Origin of the sequence: Peribacillus psychrosaccharolyticus ATCC 23296, assembly GCF_000305495.1 — a bacterium.
Lineage (GTDB): Bacteria > Bacillota > Bacilli > Bacillales > DSM-1321 > Peribacillus > Peribacillus psychrosaccharolyticus.
Genome location: NZ_AJTN02000004.1, coordinates 1 through 21,279, shown reverse-complemented (window position 1 = coordinate 21,279; position 21,279 = coordinate 1). Strand labels below are relative to the sequence as shown.

Annotated in this window: 20 protein-coding genes and 1 other annotated feature; of the genes, 2 read left to right on the top strand and 18 right to left on the bottom strand. The window is 39.3% G+C overall.

From position 1 onward, the window contains the following. Positions 1 to 5: 5 nt before the first annotated feature. The 11 genes from pepV to WYK_RS00655 all read right to left on the bottom strand — a co-directional run bounded on the left by pepV (position 6) and on the right by WYK_RS00655 (position 12,224). Positions 6 to 1,409, bottom strand: a complete 1,404-nt coding sequence (gene pepV / locus WYK_RS00710; protein ID WP_040372427.1) for a dipeptidase PepV — start codon at positions 1,407 to 1,409, stop codon at positions 6 to 8. Between the two features lie 75 nt (positions 1,410 to 1,484). Then, positions 1,485 to 1,970, bottom strand: coding sequence for a DedA family protein (locus tag WYK_RS00705; RefSeq protein ID WP_040372426.1), 486 nt, complete (start codon positions 1,968 to 1,970; stop codon positions 1,485 to 1,487). A gap of 282 nt (positions 1,971 to 2,252) precedes the next feature. Then, a complete protein-coding gene (lepB, locus tag WYK_RS00700; protein WP_040372425.1) occupies positions 2,253 to 2,801 on the bottom strand; it encodes a signal peptidase I in 549 nt (182 codons plus the stop codon). A 95-nt stretch (positions 2,802 to 2,896) separates the two neighbouring features. Then, positions 2,897 to 3,283 (bottom strand): DnaJ family domain-containing protein, encoded by a 387-nt coding sequence (locus tag WYK_RS00695; RefSeq protein ID WP_051387241.1) that lies wholly within the window; start codon positions 3,281 to 3,283, stop codon positions 2,897 to 2,899. A 139-nt stretch (positions 3,284 to 3,422) separates the two neighbouring features. Further along, positions 3,423 to 3,968 (bottom strand): GNAT family N-acetyltransferase, encoded by a 546-nt coding sequence (locus tag WYK_RS00690; RefSeq protein WP_051387240.1) that lies wholly within the window; start codon positions 3,966 to 3,968, stop codon positions 3,423 to 3,425. A gap of 1,088 nt (positions 3,969 to 5,056) precedes the next feature. Further along, positions 5,057 to 5,761, bottom strand: a complete 705-nt coding sequence (locus tag WYK_RS00680; protein ID WP_040372422.1) for a DsbA family oxidoreductase — start codon at positions 5,759 to 5,761, stop codon at positions 5,057 to 5,059. A gap of 79 nt (positions 5,762 to 5,840) precedes the next feature. After that, positions 5,841 to 6,791 carry a type I pantothenate kinase gene (coaA, locus tag WYK_RS00675; protein WP_040372421.1) on the bottom strand — a complete coding sequence of 317 codons (951 nt, stop codon included), beginning with the start codon at positions 6,789 to 6,791 and terminating at the stop codon, positions 5,841 to 5,843. 248 nt (positions 6,792 to 7,039) lie between these two features. Then, positions 7,040 to 8,320, bottom strand: coding sequence for a histidine--tRNA ligase (locus WYK_RS00670; protein ID WP_328286256.1), 1,281 nt, complete (start codon positions 8,318 to 8,320; stop codon positions 7,040 to 7,042). 240 nt (positions 8,321 to 8,560) lie between these two features. After that, positions 8,561 to 9,760 (bottom strand): MFS transporter, encoded by a 1,200-nt coding sequence (locus WYK_RS00665; protein ID WP_040372418.1) that lies wholly within the window; start codon positions 9,758 to 9,760, stop codon positions 8,561 to 8,563. Further along, positions 9,750 to 10,802, bottom strand: a complete 1,053-nt coding sequence (locus WYK_RS00660; protein WP_051387239.1) for an ArsR/SmtB family transcription factor — start codon at positions 10,800 to 10,802, stop codon at positions 9,750 to 9,752. Before WYK_RS00660 ends, WYK_RS00665 begins: the two co-directional genes overlap by 11 nt. A gap of 144 nt (positions 10,803 to 10,946) precedes the next feature. Beyond that, positions 10,947 to 12,224: a M48 family metallopeptidase gene (locus WYK_RS00655; protein ID WP_051387238.1), complete on the bottom strand. Its 1,278-nt coding sequence runs from the start codon at positions 12,222 to 12,224 to the stop codon at positions 10,947 to 10,949. Positions 12,225 to 12,663: 439 nt separating this feature from the next. On the opposite strand from WYK_RS00655, the gene WYK_RS00650 reads away from it, so the two are divergent. Beyond that, positions 12,664 to 12,885, top strand: coding sequence for a DeoR family transcriptional regulator (locus WYK_RS00650; RefSeq protein ID WP_040372415.1), 222 nt, complete (start codon positions 12,664 to 12,666; stop codon positions 12,883 to 12,885). Positions 12,886 to 12,933: 48 nt separating this feature from the next. Here the strand turns inward: WYK_RS00650 and WYK_RS00645 are convergent, their stop codons facing one another. After that, positions 12,934 to 13,674, bottom strand: a complete 741-nt coding sequence (locus tag WYK_RS00645; RefSeq protein ID WP_040372413.1) for a pseudouridine synthase — start codon at positions 13,672 to 13,674, stop codon at positions 12,934 to 12,936. A 35-nt stretch (positions 13,675 to 13,709) separates the two neighbouring features. Beyond that, entirely contained in the window at positions 13,710 to 15,320 is a 1,611-nt protein-coding gene (locus WYK_RS00640) for a putative polysaccharide biosynthesis protein (protein ID WP_040372411.1), read from the bottom strand. 233 nt (positions 15,321 to 15,553) lie between these two features. Here WYK_RS00640 and WYK_RS00635 point away from each other — a divergent pair, with 233 nt between their 5' ends. Beyond that, positions 15,554 to 16,822 (top strand): BaiN/RdsA family NAD(P)/FAD-dependent oxidoreductase, encoded by a 1,269-nt coding sequence (locus WYK_RS00635; RefSeq protein ID WP_040372410.1) that lies wholly within the window; start codon positions 15,554 to 15,556, stop codon positions 16,820 to 16,822. A gap of 45 nt (positions 16,823 to 16,867) precedes the next feature. On the opposite strand, the gene WYK_RS00630 is transcribed toward WYK_RS00635, so the two are convergent. From WYK_RS00630 to WYK_RS25245, 5 genes are all read right to left on the bottom strand, one after another. After that, positions 16,868 to 17,050, bottom strand: coding sequence for a sporulation protein Cse60 (locus WYK_RS00630; RefSeq protein WP_040372409.1), 183 nt, complete (start codon positions 17,048 to 17,050; stop codon positions 16,868 to 16,870). A 58-nt stretch (positions 17,051 to 17,108) separates the two neighbouring features. Next, a complete protein-coding gene (locus WYK_RS00625) occupies positions 17,109 to 17,417 on the bottom strand; it encodes a rhodanese-like domain-containing protein (protein WP_040372455.1) in 309 nt (102 codons plus the stop codon). An 81-nt stretch (positions 17,418 to 17,498) separates the two neighbouring features. After that, positions 17,499 to 19,913 (bottom strand): leucine--tRNA ligase, encoded by a 2,415-nt coding sequence (gene leuS / locus WYK_RS00620; protein ID WP_040372408.1) that lies wholly within the window; start codon positions 19,911 to 19,913, stop codon positions 17,499 to 17,501. Positions 19,914 to 19,971: 58 nt separating this feature from the next. After that, positions 19,972 to 20,197 (bottom strand) — a binding site (T-box leader). Between the two features lie 363 nt (positions 20,198 to 20,560). Beyond that, entirely contained in the window at positions 20,561 to 20,824 is a 264-nt protein-coding gene (locus WYK_RS00615; protein ID WP_040372407.1) for a YtzC family protein, read from the bottom strand. 113 nt (positions 20,825 to 20,937) lie between these two features. Beyond that, positions 20,938 to 21,279 (bottom strand): hypothetical protein (locus WYK_RS25245; RefSeq protein WP_176564428.1); only part of this gene is annotated, 342 nt, incomplete at its 5' end.

Genomic DNA, 21,279 nt, shown 5'->3' with positions numbered 1-21,279 from the left:
GCTGATTATTTAGCTAATTCGTAAATAGCATGTGCATAAATAGCCGCAGCTCTAAGCATATCGTCTATATCTATATATTCATCCTTTTGGTGGGCGATGTCTTCACTTCCTGGGAATAATGGTCCAAAAGCAACGCCTTCTTTTAACGACCTTGCGTACGTTCCGCCCCCAATAGAAAGAAGATCAGCTTGTTCACCTGTTTCTTCTTCATATACTCGTTTAAGGGTTTGAATTAAGAAACTGTCGCTATCGACATAATGTGGAGTTGAATGGGAATTCGTAACGACCGTAAAGTCAGGTAATTGCTGTTCAAGCTTTAGTTTGTTCGCTTCCCAATCAAAGGTAACAGGGTAACGCATGCTGAACCCTATCATGCCTTCTCCACGACTTGAATAACTGAATTTGCCCGCATTCAATGTTAATTCTCCAGTGATTTCATCTGAAAATGCTATGTTCAATCGGTTACCGCGAGTATCTCCTAAAAGCTGATCTTGAATAAACGTAAAATAGGTCTTTGCATGCGCAGACAATGGCAGTTCTGAAAGAAAAGCAGCCAAATATAAGCCTGCATTCACACCATTATTTGGTTCCATTGCATGTGCAGATACCCCCTCAAGTTCAAGTAAGGCCTCATCTCGTTCTATAGCAGCATTACCTTTTAAAGAATGTTTTTTGAGGTAAGCAGTAAATTGAGTTGTTAACGTGGATGGATCTGCAAGTTTTACTCTTGCACTTGCATAATCAGGAACCATATTTGTTCTTCTGCCAGACGAGAAGTCTATAATCTCTACTTCGCCTTTGTCACTTTCACTGCTTGGTTCTTGTATAAGAGCAAAGTCCCAGATTCCCTTTTCTGCATTAATAATCGGGAAATCGGCATCAGGAGCAAAACCGATTGTCGGCATTTCCTCTGTTTCAAAATAACGATCTACACAACGCCAATCCGACTCTTCATCCGTTCCAATAATCATTCGTACTCGTTTATTTAACGGCAGACCAAGTTCCCGAATCGTTTTCATTGCATAATAAGCCGCCATCGTTGGGCCTTTATCATCAACTGCACCACGAGCAAAGATTTTACCATCTCTGATTTCTGCACCAAACGGATCTGATGCCCATCCGTCACCCTCAGGTACAACGTCAACATGACAAAGAATTCCGATCAATTCTTTCCCTTCACCCATTTCGATATGTCCAGCCACATGATCAACAGATTTAACAGTAAAGTTATCCTTCTTTCCTAACTCCAGCATATAATCCAATGCTTTCTTTACACCTTCACCAAAGGGAGCCTGCTCTGTTGAATTCTCCTCATCCATTACACTCTTGATCTTCAACAAGTTCTGAGTGTCTACCAATAAATCTAATTTCCTGCTCTCAATTTCATTTGTCCAATTAATTTGATCCATATTTTACAGCTCCTATTCATTTATGATGCTTCTATTCTAGCATTAAGTTCATAATATTCCACCATGTTCAACCTCTTAGGTAATGACTCCGATATAATAACCAATGAGATTAAACACAATACACCAGCTCAATGAACCAACTCCGGCATACAAGAAGTACTGCCTTTTTCCCATACCGCTGATTCCTGAAAAATAGCAAGTCAGATGCCGGATGCCTGGAATATAATAACCAATGACAATAGTCCACGGGCCATAACGTTCAAACCATCTTTCGGCCATTGCTAATCTAGCTGGTGTCAATTTAATCCATTTCCCATGACTCGTTAGCAGGGGCTTGCCCAATTTTCTGCCAAGAAAAAAGCTCCCCATCATCCCTGTGATTGCCCCCAAAAAACTAACAAGCACAGCTAATTTAAAATTCAACACAGACGTGGATGTTAAGTAACCTACAAAAGTCATTAAAATTTCATCAGGTACAGGCAGTCCAATCACTCCTAATGCAAGCATTCCATAGATAGCGAAATACCCATACTGAGCAATTAATTCTTTAGCTATATCCATTCCACAAGTCTCCATTTCATGTTTATCCAGTGGCTTAATCTATAGAACGAACAACGAAGGGTGGAATTCAATAATTTTATGTAAATAAACGATTAACTTTTTTTCCCACATAGACTAAAGATAATGGAAAAGAGATAGCAAATCAATGATAAGTTATCCTGCGGCATCGATGCTGCTATTCATCAGTATGACCAAACATGCTCTTTGTAGTCAGTGCAAGGTGGAGTGGCGATAACAAAAAAGCAAGACACTGTTGAACAGTGTCTTGCTTTTTTTCTGATCTTATTTAACGACTTTAAAATCATTAATCGGCCAATAGACAAAGTTTGCTTTTCCCACAACTTCATCAATAGAAATTGTACCAATCTCTCGGCTGTCCAAGCTATTTTGACGATTATCACCCATAACGAATAATTCATTTTCGGGAACAGTCATACTGCCCGTTTTATCTTCAAGCTTAAAGTCCCAAGTAAGGAGCTCGCCGCCCATTTCCTGCTTGTACTCATCTAAGTATGGTTCTTTATACTCTTTGCCATTTATATAGAGCGTATCATCCTTGTATTCTATATGATCGCCAGGCTTACCGATTACTCGTTTAATGTAATCCTTTTTCTCAGTTGCATGGAATACGACTACATCAAACCGATCAATGTCCTCAATGTTGGTTCCAAACTTATTAAGTACCAGTCTTTCATGGTCCTGTAAGGTCGGCATCATGGACTCACCGTCGACGATGATTGGTGCAAAGGTGAAAGTCCGGATGACAAAAGCCAGGATCACCGCAATTGCAATTGCCTTAATCCATGAAAATAGTTCTTTTCTTTTTTCCAAAACGAACCCTCTCTTTCCTTATTCCGAGATTATATCATAATTCAGCAGAATTACTGATATAAGAATCTTTAATAGTTAAGAAATTTATCTGCTTTTTATTTCCAACGATCATATTGCTGCTCAAGTAATTCTTCAGTAAATAAGACTCGTTGTAAATGAGACGGACAAATCGAATTATATTTCGCCACTTTTTCGTTTATTTCATTTATGTAAGATTGGAGGTCTCTGTCAAAGTCATTAGCGGATTTTAAGGCAACAGCTTGTGACACGAGTATACGAATCTCCTGCTGCAGCTTAATCCATGGCGGCAAATAGCCTGCTTGTTTTGCAGTATTTAAAAAACTATCATAAATAGAACCATGCAAAATCGTTTTTGGAAGTGGTTTTCCGTACCCTGGATTATTTTTAAGTCCGCCGTCTTTCTCATACTCTTTATAAATGGAATCCATCCAATTTACATGCTCATTCTTATTATCAGCCAATGTAACTGCCTCCTCTCAAACATTATCCAGTACTTTACAAGTATATAATACTAACCCATAATCTAACAATTTAAATTATGGAATCCGGCTATATATAGCTGCTCAGTTGTCAGCAGGAGGAGTAGTTTAACAATTTAATCTAAGAATTCAAACGGTGATAATCTTCCGCCAGCATTCCATAATAATGTAGATCGACTGATTCTCCACCCTTATAGACATGCCCTCGCAGCGTTCCTTCTTTTTTCATACCGATTTTTTCCATCACCATCCATGACCCTGGATTATCAACAAAGGCAGCGGCAAAGATACGGTTCAGCCCTTTTTTTTCAAATCCAATCGTCAAAAGTTCCCTTGCTGCGTCACTTGCATAGCCATTTCCCCAATATTTTTTTCCTATCCAATAGGCTAGCTCCCCACGTTTATGATGCAAAGATAAATTTAGGTTTATAATTCCAATCAACTGATCCTCTATTGGGTCCGCAATGGCATAGATTAACACTTCTCCCTTTTTCTCAGCTTCTCTCATACATTTTATAAATGTTACCGCTGCCCCTTCAGGATAAGGGTAGGGAATGGATAATGTAGTCTTTGATATGTCGTAATCACCTGCAAGACTTTCTATATGTACAGCATCCTTGTCCTCCAAAGAACGCAGGATAATCTTACTCCCAACTTTCATATTCATGTCTCATCACCTCTTTTAGTAAAATAGTATCATAAAACCTCTATTATACTTCGTTAAATTTTGATTAAATATTGGTTATAAACGTTTTTTTGTAATATAATTTTTTTGCTTGCAGTATTTTCGTTCGTTAAGACCAAAAAACCTCAAAATTCGAGGTAATCGCCTACGTAGCAATGAGATCAGTAAACAGTAAATCCTGCTGTAAAAAAAATCAAGCTTCGAGAGAGATATCAGAAATTCAAAACGAATCCCCTTAGCATTTTCCTTCATCTCAATTCAAAAAAAGGTAATTTTCATATAAGAAAATTACGTCAGACTGTAGACAAACTCGGGTGAGATTTAAAATCGAGATGTTGATTTCCATTCCAGGCGCTTCGCTTTCCGCGGGCGGGCGGTGAGCCTCCTCGTCGCTTACACTCCTGCGGGGTCTCACCTGTCCCGCTGTTCCCGCAGGAGTCTTCACGCCTTCCATTTCAATCAACTGACTTTCTAAGCTTAAAAGTAAAAGGCCATTTAAAAATAGATATAGAATTTCGAGGTGATAAGGGGTATTTTCGAAAACCATCTTGAACTGGTAATACTAGACTAGCTTGTTCCTGCAAGCCTCTATTGTCTACAAACTTAATGGCTCTCGTATTAGAGAGAGAGCCATTCAGACTGTAGACAAACTCGGGGGAGATTTAAAATCGAGATGTTGATTTCCATTCCAGGCGTTTCGCTTTCCGCGGGCGGGCGGTGAGCCTCCTCGTCGCTTACACTCTAATCAACAGTCTTTCTAAATTTAATTTGAATTTTATTCCGACGTTGTGCTACCGAAGAGCAGGTTTTAGGAGGAAATCATCCAAATCGGGGGAATTACGATGAAAACTCTTTCCGACAAATCCGTTCGAACAAGAAGAATCAAAGATTATTAAGTAGAACATCCTGAAAGCAGATACAATGTTAAAGATGGAAAACAGTACTTATTAGAGACTTAGTTGCCTTGATAAGCAGGGAAAATGCCAAAAGAGGTGCGGAATGAACCATTCCGCACCTCCTTTGGCAACAAACTGACGTAATTTTCATATAAGAAAATTACGTTTTTACTTCTATTCATTTGTGCAAGAATCATCCGTACAGCTGCCGCCCATTGAATCATTGTCTGAAATCAACTGCAGCTCATCTTCTTCCCATGCCTTTTTCAGCGTGTTGATAAATAATTCAGTCGGCTGTGCACCTGAAATACCATATTTACGGTCAATCACAAAAAATGGCACCCCGGTAATTCCGAGTTTGCTTCCTTCTTGCTCATCTGCTCTTACTTCTGATGTATAACGATCGCTTTCGAGCATTACTTTAGCCTCTATCGGATCGAGACCTGCTTCAGCTGCGAGTGCCGTTAGTACTTCTTGTCTGCCAATATGCAAGGTATTTGTAAAGTAAGCTTTAAATAGAAGTTCATTCATTTCTTTTTCTTTACCATTAGCTGCTGCAAAATGCAGTAAACGATGGGCGTCGAATGAATTTGTTAGTATCATTTTATCAAAGCGATACTCTAGCCCTTCTGCTTTTGCCTGTTGTAGAATACTGTCAGTTTGAGCCTTAGCCTGTTCTATACTCATCCCGTATTTACCCGCAAGCATTTCATACATATTTACCTCATTATCACGTTTTGCGTTCGGATCTAACTCAAAGCTCCGAAAGACAACCTCGACGTCCGATTTGTGATCGAACTGTTCTAGTGCCTTCTCAAAACGGCGTTTCCCAATATAGCAAAACGGACATTGATAGTCGGACCAAATTTCAACCTTCATTAAAACACCTCCAGAGTATAACATAGTCACTAACTATATCTCTTTGATCAAAAAATAGAAAGTATTATATCTAGCGTTTCTATATCTTTCTTAGCTTAATCGAAGTTACATTATGGCTTGCATCCTTAACCAAAATGATATCTCCTCGATTCTTAGTTGGTTCGATATTTTCTTTTAAATTCACTTTATTAATACTATTCCAGATCCCTGCAGCTGTTTCTTCCGCTTCAGCATCGGAAAGATAAGCATAGCGTTTAAAATAGGAATTAGGATTATTAAAAGCAGTCAATCTTAACTTTTTAAAACGATCGATATACCACTTAATCAAATCGTTTTCATCCGCATCCACATAAATCGATAAATCAAAGAAGTCAGAAACAAAAACGCTTGGTAGCGTTTGATCATCTGAGGACGGTGTCTGCAAGACATTTACCCCTTCAACAATCACGATATCAGGTTGATCAATAATCTGATAGTCTTCTGGAATGATATCATAATACAAATGTGAATAGACTGGTGCTTTAATCCTTGGTGTCCCGGACTTCAACAATGCTAAAAACTTAATTAATTCCTTAATATTATAGCTTTCTGGGAACCCCTTCCTATGCATAATTCCTCTTCTTTCAAGCTCTGCATTGGGATATAGAAATCCATCTGTTGTGACAATTTCCACCTTCGGATGATTCGGCCAGCGTGATAGCAAAGCCTTGATTATCCGTGCTGATGTACTCTTCCCTACAGCCACACTTCCCGTCATTCCTAAAATGTAGGGAACCTTTCGGGTGCTTTTTCCAAAAAATGTATCCGTTACCGAGTGGAGCTGTTGAGAAGCCGTCGTGTACAAATTAATTAGTCTTGTTAATGGAATATATATATTAGAGACTTCATCAATCGATACCTGTTCATTGACACCCTGAAGCTCTTCTATCTCTGATTTAGTTAAGGTCATTGGTGTGTTAAAGCGCAGTCTAGCCCATTCTTCTTTTGAAAATGTGCTATAAGGCGAATAAGTCTCAGTCTCGATTTTCATGTCAGGCTCCTTAGTGTCCGATTATGATGACGTTTACATCAACCATCATTTCCTATTTTAGTAAAAATAATTAGTTCTGGAAAGTAAAAAGAAACATCTGAACACGATTTATTTTAAAAAATGCCTAAATCTCACCTTAGAGAACATAACTGGATGAAGATTTTTAAAGCAATATGGTATTACCAGGGATAAAACCTTAGCTCAGAAAAGGTTTGTATCCCATCTTCATTCAACGCAGCGTTCAGAAACTAGTTAAAAGAAAATGATTCTACCCGCTCTTCGCCTGTTTGTAAATTTTTTATCATCACTTGGTTATTGTTCACTTCTGTTTCTCCGATAATTATGACAGCAGAAATCCTCATTTTATTGGCTCGCTCCAGTGCTTTGCCCACTTTTCGATTGGTTAAATCTACTTCGACTCGAAATCCTTTTTGTCGAAAGACAGCAGCAACCTTTAAAGATTCTTTTTGAGTTTGTATCGGAATTATATAATAATCGATTTCAATGGCGCTTTCCAACGGTTGCACTTTCATCGCGGCAAATATGACATCCAACCCGAATGAAAGTCCAACCGTTGAGTAACTTTCACCACTTCCAATGAGTCCGCCAATAGCATTGTCATATCGTCCGCCGCTGCCTATGCTTGAGGTGATTGTTCCGTTTCTAAGAAAGATTTCATAGACTGTCCCTGTATAGATCTCTAGTCCACGTGCTAAAAAAGGATTAAATATACATACTTTCCCGAGGTTCAAATATGTTAATAAATTTTCCAGTTCTTTCACCTCCTCCACTCCCTGCCGCAGCTGCTCATTTTGCTCAATGTACTGCTCTAAGTAAGAGAGATCTATGTCCGCTTCAACTTGCAGCCAGTTTTTGATTCGTTCAATTGAAGATTGATTAATACCTTTCATAAGCAGCTCTTCAGATACTCCAACAATCCCTATTTTTTTTATCTTATCCAGTGTTAATGTCACTCCAGCAATATCACGATCAGCAACACCCATCACCTCTAACATACCAGCCATTACTTTTCGATTATTATAGGAAATTGTAATATCGAGCTTCAATTCTCTAAATACCAAAACTGCCATTTGCATTAGCTCTGCTTCAGCGGCTTGTGACTCCACCCCAACCACATCTACATCACATTGAGTGAATTCACGATATCTGCCTGCCTTGATAGGACCATCACGAAAGACTTTTCCAATTTCATAGCGCTTAAACGGCATTCGTATATCCGGATTCATCGCCACGACCTTTGCAAATGGAATCGTCAAATCGTACCGTAGAGAAAGTTCTCTTTGACCTTGATCACGTAAGCTGTACATTTCTTTGACAATTTCGGCACCACCACTGTATTTAGAGGTCATTAATTCTTTAAAATTTAAGATGGGGGTTTCAAGAGGGCGGCAGCCATAGACGAGGAAGATATCCTCTAGGACTCTGCGTACTTTGCTGCGAACTGCTTCATCTTCAGGCAAAAAATCCTGTGTTCCTTTTACATTTTGATAGGCCATTTTTTTCATCATTTTTCCTCCTAAAAATAAAAACCGCACTTGATTAAGAAATACTTAATCAAATGCGGTTCATGATAAATAGCTTTCCTATTCACGATTTTTTACGAATCGGATAGCAAAGCTACTGTTGATGATGATGTAGTTGTGACGACGAGAACAAGAAGAAAGATTTTTCCATGTTTATCCACTCCTATTGACTTTTATAGTAACCGAACTATTCTTTCAATACAAGTCATATAATATTTTTTTGATTTACTCCCTTGTTAAAGAGGGCTGAGTAAAAACTCTTACAAAAGCAATTCCTGCACCTGAAACAAGACAAATCAGAATACCAACCGAGAGAAAAAGCGCGGGTAGACCATATGCCGACGCACAGAATGTTCCGTATACGATTCCAAGCGGTGCCGCCGCTTTGGTGAGCAGAAAGCGAACGGATAACACCTGCCCCATGATCTCTTCAGGTACAAGCCGATGATAGAGAGTTGAACTGTATACATTCCAAAAAGGCATGGCTATTCCTGCAGCAAACTCAATCAAACACGCAGTCCAAAACATGGTTGTACTCCCTAAAGCGATGTAGGTAAGACCACCAAAGCATAGTGTCGTAAGCATAATCGGATACAAAGCTTTTGGTTCCCTCAGTCTGCCTACGATAACAGTCCCCGCTATGTACCCTAACGGAAAAGCCGCCGCAAAAAAACCGTATGCAGATGAAGTACGGCCAAGAATTTCCGTCACATAAGGAATATACATTGCTTGTGTCGCAAACACGCCGAAACTTGTAATAGAGACAAATAAGCCCAATATCAGGAGTATTTTTTGATTCTTATAAATAGCTAATCCCGTTTTAAACTGGTTCACCCAGGTTTGCTTACGTTGAACCTTAGCCGGTTTCTCTTGGGTCCAAACTAAGGCTGCGAATGAGAGTACAAACAAGACAATAATGATTTCAAGTGTAATCTTCGTGCCATACATCCCAACCAGTAAACCAGATATAGGAAAACTTACGAATCGGGCAAATTGAACAAGTCCTGAAATTTTCGCATTGATTTTCACTAAAATACGGCGATGAACCCACTTTGGAATCAAGGCATTGGCTGCAGCATCATAAACAGCTAATGAACTGAGAAATGAAGCGAGATATAATACAATAACCGAACTCTGACCAGTCGTCTGAAATAAGAGAATGGCCCCGTAGGAAAGCATCCGTACTAGCTCGGTCAGCTTCATCACTGACGTCCGCTTATACTTATCAATAAGTGGTCCAATTATAAACTGAACGAGCATCTGGGCACTGATGCTGACAAGCCATAAACTACCCATAGCCACTTTCGAACCGGTAAGTTCAAAAACCATCCACCCGATTACAAACGTTCCAGAAACACTAGCAAATGTTGAAAACATCTGGCTCGCAACGACTAACTGAAGATTAAAACGTTCTCTATTTTTCACCAGTCACCTCCACTCTCAGATACTCTAGTAAACTTGCTTCATATCCGCCAAGCGCTGATTTATTCAAGGAATACATGGCACCCGTGACAGTAACCATATGCGCAGATCTTAATATCGCTAAATGATGATGAATGGTTGTTTTGCCAATATCGAGAATGTCGGTCAGCTCTTTTAATGATCGATTTGAATCCGATAACAGGTTAAGAATACGAAGTCTTTTTTCATCTGCCAGCGCTTTATAAGCCTGAACTAAATATGCGGGAGGCTGAGCGGTGTCTAGCATCCCGTGTAAACTAGCATCACTGACTGGATAATAAAATACTTTCGTTTGCTCCAGATTCGCTTCAATTGTCCAAGGTCGATAAATAGTATGAGGAATTAATAGGACACGTTCAACATTTACTTCCGGTTTATAGACTGACCCTGTTGACCATTGAACAACTTTTTCGGGTGATGATTGTACAAGCCGTTGTTGTTTCTCCAAAACATCACGCTGTAAAATTTGTTCGACTTCCTCATTCTTCATTACTTCATGAGCCCAGCCTTCCATGAGGTTTTTGATATGTAAAATGAGTTTACTGGTATCTGTTTCTGCGATAAAAGTAATCATTTGAGGAAAAAATACATGATCTATACAAGCTGCAGCCATCTCCTTTACGGAATGATAATCACCCTCAGAGGCAAGCATCCGATTAGCCTGTTGGGATTCATCCAGATAAGGAAAAACCAGATAGGTAAACTGTTGGTGATTCAATTCATCCAGAAAATTAAAAAAGTCTTGAAGAGAGAAGCAATCACGTTGGTGTAGAAGCTGCAAAATCATTTTCCAGGTATTATGCTGCTGACAATAATCGAGCTCAGCTTGTAGTTCCCTGGAAACAGATTTTCGTAATTGCTCTAATTCAACTTTCGTTTTTTCCAGCTGTTCATGAAGTTTTGGATAGGTAATCATGGCAATCCCCAGCGCACATTCAAATAGGGTGGAAGATTTGAATTCTACCTCAAAGTTACTCCGTTTAAATGACGTATCAAGAACGTTCATTTTTTCACTTCCTAACTTTTTTACCATTAATATACATTAATTCGTTTAACTATTCAATATAATTAGAATATATAATTCTATAAATATAGAACATTTACTTCATTAAAAAAACCGCCTGAATAAATGGCGGTTTTCCGTGATTTTTTAGTTTTCCAACAAATCCTGTATTTCTTGATTATCATTGTAGGAAGCAGAATCAGCTGCTGTTTCATTAGCATCGTCTTTTATCGTCGGGTCGGCACCTTTTTCAAGCAAAAGTTTAACCATATCGATATCATCATTATAAACTGCATACATTAGGGCAGTTGATCCATATTCATCCTGAGCATTAATATCAATGTTCTTCTCTATTAAGTAGGCTGCCGTATCATAGCTGCTCATATCCACAGCATAATGAAGGGCAGTTGAACCCATATCATCCGTTATGAACATGTCTTCGCCATTATCAATTAAGTCTTGTAGCAATGCTACATCATTATCTTCGGCAGCTGCTAATAAGGTATTTTCCGTTTCTAAATACTCCTCATTAACAAGCTCCCCTACTGATTCGAGTACATCTGTTTTATAAATGGCGTATACAATACCTGCTGGAATCATAATACCAATCACGATCATTCCAAAGACACCCATCAAGACTCTTGACCTTTTTTCTTTCCGTAAGTGGTGATGCTCAGGGTCAACCCAATAATCAAGGGCATTTAATCGTTTCGGTAAGTCTGGATGTGACGACAGTTTTTCACTTAACCATGCGAAGAAACCTGACTCTTCGTTAATTTGGTCAATGAAAGCTTCTTCATTCACTTTCGGGGCTAGTTTCTTTCCAATAGCAAGCATGGTTAGTGCCTGTTTCGATGCTTCAAAATGATTAACATAAAAAGCAGCATAACGATCACATGTATATTCGCAACCTCGTAGATAGGCTTCTCCAAGGAACGGAATAAACATGGCAGGAAGAAGCAGAAAGTGCACTAATACATGACGGCGTTTAAGATGAGCAAATTCATGGGCTAGTACAAATAATAGTTGGTCTTCTTTTCCCTCTTCACTCAGATCAAAGATTTCAGAATAAACCACCACCATATTTTTGCCAAAAAATCGGGTAGCAAACGCATTGAGAAAACCAGATGACTCCAAAACATAGATGGATGGTATTTTCACCAATTCCATATCAGAAGCTAATCCTTGTGCTTTTTGATAAATATCAGGAAATTGTTTTTCACTGATACGAATGCCATTGCGGCGGATGGATGCCATCGAAAGAGCATGAAAAAAATAAGAAAAAAGGATGATTGCAGCTATTATAGCTATCCCAATAAAAGAAAAAAGTAAGAAAATATAAGCGGTGATACTGACAATAATCGTTAATGCAAAGTATAGCGTTTCTTTCGAATGAACGAGCCTGTTACGTAATGTTGAATCCAACTTTTTCCCTCCTGCATACATATTAATGGTATTTCTGGTTAGGTTATGCCTATAGGAGAAATAACAGCCGACTTATCAACTACCATTCTTCCTTAAAAAGACAACAGATTTCATTATATAGTAATAAGACTAATTTTTTACATGAGTCATTAGGACCATTTCTTTTCATACCTCTTTGATTGTATCAGGTATAAAAAATATATAGTTGGCGTATTATAATAGTAAAAAATTTAATATTTTGTTAATTCAACGTTTTTCTCTAGAAATGTGCTGTAAAAAGAGGTAAAATGAAGGCAAATGAACTTGTTATTTCATGGATGTTTATGAGGAGCTTTAAGGGTGGTATAGCAATTACATAGTGGCACTGTCATACTGCCCAGTATATCCGTTTGTGTTTTCATTTGTTTTGGACAATGAAAAAGAGCAAGGGAGTGATTTTTTGAAACCTTCAACAAATCGCATGTTAACCCGTATTAAATCCGTTTATATGTTCATCAGTAATAACGGTACGGTTTCTACGCAAGAGCTTGTAGAAGAATTTGGCATCACTCCTCGAACCATACAGCGCGATTTAAATGTGTTGGCTTATAATGATTTAGTTAAAAGCCCAAGCCGTGGAGTTTGGACCACAACAAGTAAGCGAGTTAAAATATCTTCTTGACATGAAATAACGAAAAAAGAGGCGGACCGCAGTCCGCCTCTTTTTTCGTTATTCATTTGTTTCTTCACTTAACCCTGCTGGGCTGTTTTGCAGTCCCTCAAGTTCATCCACAGTCAATTCCCGATAGGTCCCAAGTTCAAGGCCCTCATCGAGTTCCAAACTTCCCATTGAAATTCGTTTAAGATAGGTTACTCGTTTCCCAACTGCCTCGAACATCCGCTTCACTTGGTGAAACTTGCCTTCCATAATGGAGATTTCAATTTCAGAAGTTTCTCCTGATTTTAGAATCTGCAGCTCAGCCGGCTTTGTTAAATAACCATCATCAAACGTGACCCCGTTACGAAATGCCTCAATGTCTTCTTCCGTCACCATTCCCTCAATGACTGCGAAGTAAAGTTTTGGTACGTGTTTTTTTGGCGAAAGGAGTTTATGCGTCAGCTTCCCGTCATTTGTAATCAGAAGCAATCCTTCTGTATCCTTATCCAGTCTGCCAACGGGAAAGGGCTCATAGGCCGCATGCTCAGGACTTAGAAGATCAATAACCGTTTCTTGAAAATTGTCTTCAGTAGCCGAGATTACTCCGGGCGGCTTATTCATCATTAAATAAATGAATTCTTTATACTCAACTAATTCACCGTGTACCGTGACGCGATCTTGAATCGGATCGACATGTGCTTTTGCATCTTTAACTGCATGCTCATTTACCAACACTGCACCTGTCTTTAACATTTTCTTCACTTCTTTACGCGTTCCATAGCCTATATTAGCAAGCAGCTTATCTATCCTCATTTATTTTTCCCTCCAGTATCCATCTCTTCGATGCCTTATAGGCCTAATTTTTGTTTCAACCGATCAATACGGCTGCCTAATAAGCGATGAGCTAATTTACTCTTTAATGATAACAATGCATAAACTAAACCGCCAAAGACCGCACTAATTACTGTAATGATAATGGCTTGGAAAGTTCTTTTCTCATCTAGGAATAGACCTAATAATCCTTCGAGACCCCAAACGATTAAAGCCATAACCCCAGCAAAGACAAACATTAAAACAGTCCTCTTAATCACCAGTTTATAACTGTATCCTGTAAAGTATCGGATGAAATACAAATTCATAATACAGGCTGCTAAATAACCAAACGTGGTTGCATATACCGCACCTTCCGCACCGAACATTTCAATAAAGGGAATATTCACAGATAGTTTAATTAAGAATCCTGTCAGTAAGCTGAGCACAGTGAATTTTTGTTGATTAATTCCCTGTAATACGGCTGCAGATACTGAAAATAGGGCAAATAAAATCGATGTAGGCGCATATGTCGCTAGGATACTTGAACCAAGCGGGCTATACGAATAAAAAGCCGTATAAATAGGACTTGCTAAAATGGACATTCCGACAACCGCTGGAATGGTCACAAATAAAAGAATTTGAAACGCTTGATCCAATTGATGACGGAACTCTTTATTATCTCTGCTCACATACGCTTTAGTCACCGATGGCAGCAACGCCATAGAAAAGGCAGTTGCCAAGGTCATTGGAATGACCACAAGCTTTTGTGCATTAAAGTTAAGTATCCCGAAAGCCTTGTCCGCAATATCACCAAGCCCTGCTGCTACCATCGCTCGGCTAAAAGTAAGAATATCAGCCAGCTGGAAGAGTGACATGGCAATCCCAACGAATATGAATGGGATCGATGATACGAAAATTTCTTTATAAATTTGCGGCAGGGAAATATCCATCGTTCCTTTATCTCTCGATAAAAGATCTTGTAAAAATGGTTTTTGCTTTTTCCAATACCAAAGTAATACAAATAGACCGCCAATCGCACCAATTGCCGCAGCAAATGTTGCCACGCTAACCGCTGTAACCAGATCTCCGTCCAATACTTTAATCACGACAAAAGCACCGGCTAATAGGAACACAATCCGGACTAGCTGTTCAACGACCTGTGAATAGGCTGTCGGCTCCATGAATTGGTGACCTTGAAAATAACCGCGGATGATACTCATAAACGGAATGAAAATTAATGCAAAACTGACTGCTCGAATAACCGAGCTGATATCGCTTGCTGAAAAACCTTCCTTATTTCCTTCAGCTATATAGTCTGCAAACACCGGAGCCATGGAATACATGACCAAAAAAGCTAGAAAGCCTGTAACAGCCATCAGCTTCAGACTGGACTTAAATAACTTTTGACTAACTGCATATTCTTCCAAAGCATTATACTTTGAAACCGTTTTGGAGACGGCAAGCGGCATACCAGCAGTCGCTAAACTAATGAAAATCGTATAGGGAATATAGGCATAGGAATAAAGGCCAGCGCCCTTTTCACCTAGTAATGCGTCGAATGGAATAACATATAATAATCCAAGAACCTTTGATAAAACCGAACCGAGCGTTAATATGAACGCGCCCTTTAATAACTTTGATGACATCTTAATCCCTTCCTGCCTATGTCAGTTACGTACAATCTCTTTATCTTACCATAATTCAATCCGATAACAGCACTTAAAATATAACCAATAAATATTTGTGATGGATTGATATACCTTAAGCATTTTAACAAACATTCCACATCACTCACAAGACAAAGCTTTTGTACTTTTTTTACAAGTGAACCAACTATGCTTTATAATAGAGGAACTGAAAAAAGAAACTGGTGATATGAATGAATGAAAATGTAATTATAATTGGCGGCGGTCCATCTGGTTTAATGGCAGCGATCGCAGCAGGTGAACAAGGAGCAAAGGTACTGCTCATTGATAAAGGGGAAAAACTAGGAAGAAAACTAGCCATTTCCGGCGGCGGCCGCTGTAATGTAACGAATCGGCTGACAATTGATGAAATTATTAAGCACATTCCCGGGAACGGACGATTTCTATATAGTGCCTTTTCCGAATTTAACAACGAAGACATTATTGCGTTCTTTGAAAATCTCGGCGTTGAATTGAAAGAAGAAGATCACGGCCGAATGTTTCCTGTCAATAATAAAGCCCAAAGCGTTGTGGATGCTTTACTCGACAGACTGAAAGAATTAAACGTGACTATTTATAAAAATTCGCCTGTACAGGACGTGTTATATGAAAATGGAAGAACATCTGGTGTCATACTAAAAAACGGACAAACATTCACTGCCGACGCTGTCGTTATAGCCGTTGGCGGTAAATCTGTCCCACAAACGGGCTCTACCGGAGATGGATATGCTTGGGCTGAAAAAGCAGGTCATACCATTACTGAGCTGTTTCCTACAGAAGTTCCATTACTTAGTCACGAACACTTTATAAAGAGCAAGGAATTACAAGGGCTATCACTTAGAGACGTATCATTGAGTGTGTTGAATCCAAAGGGTAAGGCACTCATTACACATAAAATGGATATGATTTTCACCCATTTTGGTGTGTCAGGTCCTGCCGTATTAAGATGCAGTCAATTTGTTGTCAAAGCGCTGAAGAAATTTAAAACTCCTACGATCACAATGAAGCTGGATGTACTGCCTGAGAGGAATCAAGAAGATATTTTTCAAGAAGTCATGAAGTGTATTAAAACGGATCCAAAAAAGGCAATTAAAAACACCCTGAAAGGTCTTCTTCCAGAACGCTATCTTCATTTCTTACTGGAGAAAAGCGGAATTGATCTACAAGAACAAGGTACCGTGATTGCACACGATAAAATCCGTCGCTTTGCTGAGCTTTGCAAAGACTTTCAATTTACCGTTTATGGCACACAGCCGCTAGAAAAAGCATTCGTCACTGGCGGCGGGGTTTCTATTAAGGAAATTCACCCAAAAGAAATGGCCTCAAAAGTAATGGACGGGCTCTATTTCTGTGGTGAGATTCTAGACATACACGGTTATACAGGTGGTTACAATATTACTTCTGCTCTTGTTACCGGCAAATTAGCTGGACAAAATGCAGCGATTTACAGCAAAAGTTTATGATATAAGAAAAAATAAGAAGCGGTGCATCCATGGGTGCACCGCTTCTTATTTTTCATAAATAATCATTGCACTGAAGCAATAAATTTGGTTATCATCATCTTCTCCAGAGGTTGCGATATTGTATTTGATATCAACTATCTCACGGTTATGAATATGTTTAAGAAACAGATTCATTTCATGCTCAAGATCTTTCTCATGTTCATAATCAAAAAGCTTCACTTGAATCATGGCTCTCCCCTGCCTTTTTTAAACAGCGTGTCCAGATTCCTATCTTTTTATACAAGATTTAAAAGACAATTTCTCCTGTCCAATGACTCATACCGCCAACCATATTGACGGTTTTATATCCCCGCTCCTGCATGTAATAGCAGACATTCTGACTTCGTCCGCCAGAATGACAAACAAAGATATATTCTTTCTCTTTATCAAATTGGTCTAATTCACCGGGAATATCGTTCATACGAATATGCTTTGCCCCTTCAATCATACCATTTTCAACTTCGTCATCTTCACGTACATCAATTATTTCTAACTCTTCTCCTGCTTCCACTTTTGCTTCCAGATCTTTTGGCGTTATTTCTTTAATTGCTTCCATTTCAGCACCTCTATTCATATATTTACCTTTTATTATAACAAGGATTAAAAGAAGCTCCCATCGAGGGGGAGCTTCTTTTACTTAATTAGCAACAATATTTACTAGTTTACCCGGCACAGCAATCACTTTGCGAATCGTTTTGCCATCGATTTGTTCTTTGATGATGTGATCATCCATTGCAATTTCTTCTAATTTTTCCTTTGGTGTATCCGTTGGAACCATTAATTTGACCTTCATTTTACCGTTTATTTGAATAACGATTTCGACTTCATCATCCACAAGTTTCGCTTCGTCGTAAGCAGGCCATGTTTCATAAGTAATCGTGTCAGTGTGTCCTAGTTTCTCCCAAAGCTCTTCAGCAATATGAGGTGCAACTGGTGAAAGCAATTTAACAAAGCCTTCAATAAATACTTTTGGCATCACTTCTGCTTTATATGCCTCGTTTATGAAGACCATTAATTGTGAAATAGCTGTATTAAACTTAAGCTCTTCAAAATTCTCGGTGACTTTCTTAACCGTTTGATGGTATATTTTCTCAAGCATAGCCAAATCATCGGTTTCAATAATATTGCCGGCAATGTTACCATTCTCATCTGTCAACAAACGCCAAATACGGTCAAGGAATCTGCGTGAGCCGTCAAGCCCATTATTGGACCAAGCAATCGATGCATCAAGTGGTCCCATGAACATCTCATACATACGAAGTGTATCTGCTCCATGGCTCTCAACAATATCATCTGGGTTTACAACATTCCCTTTTGATTTACTCATTTTTTCATTATTTTCGCCCAATATCATTCCTTGGTTGAAAAGATTTTGGAATGGCTCTTTAGTTGACACTACACCGATATCAAATAAGAATTTATGCCAGAAGCGTGCGTAAAGTAAATGAAGCACTGCATGCTCAGCTCCGCCGATATAGATATCAACTGGAAGCCATTCTTTTAATTTTTCAGGATCGGCCAATACTTGATCATTATTCGGATCAATGTAACGTAAGTAGTACCAGCTGCTGCCAGCCCAGTTCGGCATTGTATTGGTTTCGCGGCGTCCTTTACGTCCATTCTCATCGACAACATTTACCCATTCACTTATCTTGGCAAGTGGTGATTCACCTGTACCGGATGGTTTAATGTCATTGGATTTAGGAAGCAACAGTGGAAGTTCTTCTTCTTTAAGAGCCTCAACTGTACCATCTTCCCAATGGATAATTGGAATCGGCTCACCCCAATAGCGTTGACGGCTGAACAACCAATCACGCAAACGGAAAGTAACTTTCTTTGTTCCAATTTCTTTTTCCTCTAACCACTTAATCATGACTGATATAGCATCTTCTTTGTTCAATCCATCTAAGAAGTCAGAGTTTACATGCAATCCATCGCCAGTATAGGCTTCAGTTGTTACATCGCCGCCAGCTACAACTTCCTTAATCGGTAAATTGAATTTGACTGCAAATTCATAATCGCGTTCATCATGCGCAGGAACTGCCATGATAGCCCCTGTTCCATAACTGATTAACACATAATCAGCTATCCAAATCGGCATTTTTTCACCATTAACAGGATTAATAGCATATGCCCCTGTGAATACACCGGATTTGTCTTTAGCTAAATCGGTTCTTTCTAAATCACTCTTATGTTTCACTTGATCTAAATAAGCTTGAACAGCCTCGTTCTGTGCAGCTGTTGTGATTTTATCAACAAATGGGTGTTCTGGTGCCAATACCGCATACGTTGCCCCAAATAGTGTATCTGGACGTGTTGTGAATACAGTAAATGTCTCATCATGTCCTTCAATACCAAATGTAACTTCTGCACCTTCTGAACGGCCGATCCAATTCCGTTGCATGTCTTTGATATTCTCAGGCCAATCTACTTCATCCAAATCATCAATCAAACGATCGGCATAAGCAGTAATTCGAAGCATCCACTGTTTCATTGGACGTCGTTCAACGGGATGACCGCCACGTTCACTTTTCCCATCAATTACTTCTTCATTAGCAAGAACAGTTCCTAACGCTGGACACCAGTTGACTGCCACTTCATCAACGTACGCTAAGCCTTTTTCATATAATTTAATAAAGATCCATTGTGTCCATTTAAAATAATTTGGATCTGTTGTATCAATTTCTCGATCCCAATCGTATGAAAAGCCCAATGCCTTAATTTGACGGCGGAAAGTATTAATATTATGCTCTGTAAATTCTGCTGGATCATTCCCAGTATCCAGCGCATACTGCTCTGCTGGAAGACCAAATGCGTCCCAGCCGATTGGGTGGAGCACATTGCAGCCTTGCATCCGTTTTACCCGTGCTAAAATATCACTCGCTGTGTATCCTTCAGGATGACCAACATGAAGTCCGGCACCTGATGGGAAAGGAAACATATCAAGCGCATAGAATTTCCGCTTGCCGCTTTCTTCACCCGTTTTAAACGTTTTATTTTCTTCCCAGAATTTCTGCCATTTCTTTTCAATCGAAATATGATCAAAACTCATTTTGTTTTCCTCCTATACCAATATGGAACTACAATAAAAAAACCCCTCATCCCTGTATAAAAGGGACGAGAGGATTATGTATATCTTCCCGCGGTACCACCCAGATTGGCGACTATATTCGTCACCCCGCTCAAACATCCGTAACGTGGACCGTACGCCGGGTACTACTACACTTCATACCCGTAACTCCAAGGCGAGTTCGCGATCACTCCTGATTGGCTTGCACCATCCGCCAACTCTCTAAACAGGTTCTAATCGGTACTACTCCTTATCATAGCCAATTTGAAATATTTAATTATATAGGTATTTTAGTAAATAATCTTGATAAAAGCAAGTACTGCTATGAATCATTTTGGTCATGTTTTCCTTTATATATGCAAAAAAGAGCAAAAAGTTTCGTTGTATATTCCTTTATTTGATAACAATTAGCGTTAATATCCAGGTAGACTTACACTTGAGCCTGTGTGCTGGGTTTCTTTTCACCCCTCCTGTGCAAATCAGACGAAAAAGTGTGCAAAATCCCTGATTATGTGTGCATTTGAAGTCCAAATCTGTGCAAAAAGGGCTAAACTCTATGTAATTCAACCACTTTTGTGTGCAAAAGCAAAAAAAGGTTGTCGAGAATCTCGACAACCTTTCTGCATTGGTTAATGATCTAACCTAACCATATTGTATTGCATTTGCTGAAGCTGCATTCTCATACGATACAGCTGTTCTCTTTGTTGATCGTTCGAACTGCTCAAAAGTTTTTCTAGATCATTCATTGCTTCCTGTAGAGTCGCTTGTGATTGCACATATGTCTCGTCTCCATAATGCTCCTGTCTGGATCCGTCCTGATATTGATCCTGAGCATAACTAAGAGCATTTTCACATTGCTGTATGCACATGCCGATTGATTGCCTTGTAGCCATAGTAGCATCCGCTCCTCTTCCGATCATTTGATGGGGTGACCATCTTTTATATTTTCGGCAGAATGACGCTGGATTATCTACTCCAAGAAAAACCAGTCATGTTGGATGCCTAATTACCCTTGCTGACCATACCCGCCTTGACTGTATCCACCTTGGCCATATCCACTATGATATCCATGACCATACCCGCCTTGGCCGTATCCATGACCGTATCCGCCATGACCATGGCCATACCCTCCATGATATCCGTGACCATAGCCTCCGCCGTATGGCTGATGACCATACCCATAGCCGCCGTATTGAGGCTGTCCATATCCATACATATTGTATGGATATCCGTATCCTCCCATTCCTGGAGCAAAAACTTGCCCTCCATACCCATAAGGGGCAACAAACTGACGATCAATATTTAAAAATTCAGGATTTTCAGGATAATAATTATTATTTTGCATGAG

Bases quoted from the DNA above. Each gene is read 5' to 3' on its own strand.
- WYK_RS00705 (WP_040372426.1), bottom strand. From the start codon at position 1,970: ATGGATATAGCTAAAGAATTAATTGCTCAGTATGGGTATTTCGCTATC.
- WYK_RS00670 (WP_328286256.1), bottom strand. From the start codon at position 8,320: ATGATGAAAAAAATGGCCTATCAAAATGTAAAAGGAACACAGGATTTT.
- pepV (WP_040372427.1), bottom strand. From the start codon at position 1,409: ATGGATCAAATTAATTGGACAAATGAAATTGAGAGCAGGAAATTAGAT.
- coaA (WP_040372421.1), bottom strand. From the start codon at position 6,791: ATGAAAATCGAGACTGAGACTTATTCGCCTTATAGCACATTTTCAAAA.
- WYK_RS00640 (WP_040372411.1), bottom strand. From the start codon at position 15,320: ATGTCATCAAAGTTATTAAAGGGCGCGTTCATATTAACGCTCGGTTCG.
- WYK_RS00660 (WP_051387239.1), bottom strand. From the start codon at position 10,802: ATGAACGTTCTTGATACGTCATTTAAACGGAGTAACTTTGAGGTAGAA.
- WYK_RS00635 (WP_040372410.1), top strand. From the start codon at position 15,554: ATGAATGAAAATGTAATTATAATTGGCGGCGGTCCATCTGGTTTAATG.
- WYK_RS00680 (WP_040372422.1), bottom strand. From the start codon at position 5,761: ATGAAGGTTGAAATTTGGTCCGACTATCAATGTCCGTTTTGCTATATT.
- WYK_RS00690 (WP_051387240.1), bottom strand. From the start codon at position 3,968: ATGAATATGAAAGTTGGGAGTAAGATTATCCTGCGTTCTTTGGAGGAC.
- WYK_RS00625 (WP_040372455.1), bottom strand. From the start codon at position 17,417: ATGGAAGCAATTAAAGAAATAACGCCAAAAGATCTGGAAGCAAAAGTG.
- WYK_RS00645 (WP_040372413.1), bottom strand. From the start codon at position 13,674: ATGAGGATAGATAAGCTGCTTGCTAATATAGGCTATGGAACGCGTAAA.
- leuS (WP_040372408.1), bottom strand. From the start codon at position 19,913: ATGAGTTTTGATCATATTTCGATTGAAAAGAAATGGCAGAAATTCTGG.
- WYK_RS00630 (WP_040372409.1), bottom strand. From the start codon at position 17,050: ATGATTCAAGTGAAGCTTTTTGATTATGAACATGAGAAAGATCTTGAG.
- WYK_RS00615 (WP_040372407.1), bottom strand. From the start codon at position 20,824: ATGGCTACAAGGCAATCAATCGGCATGTGCATACAGCAATGTGAAAAT.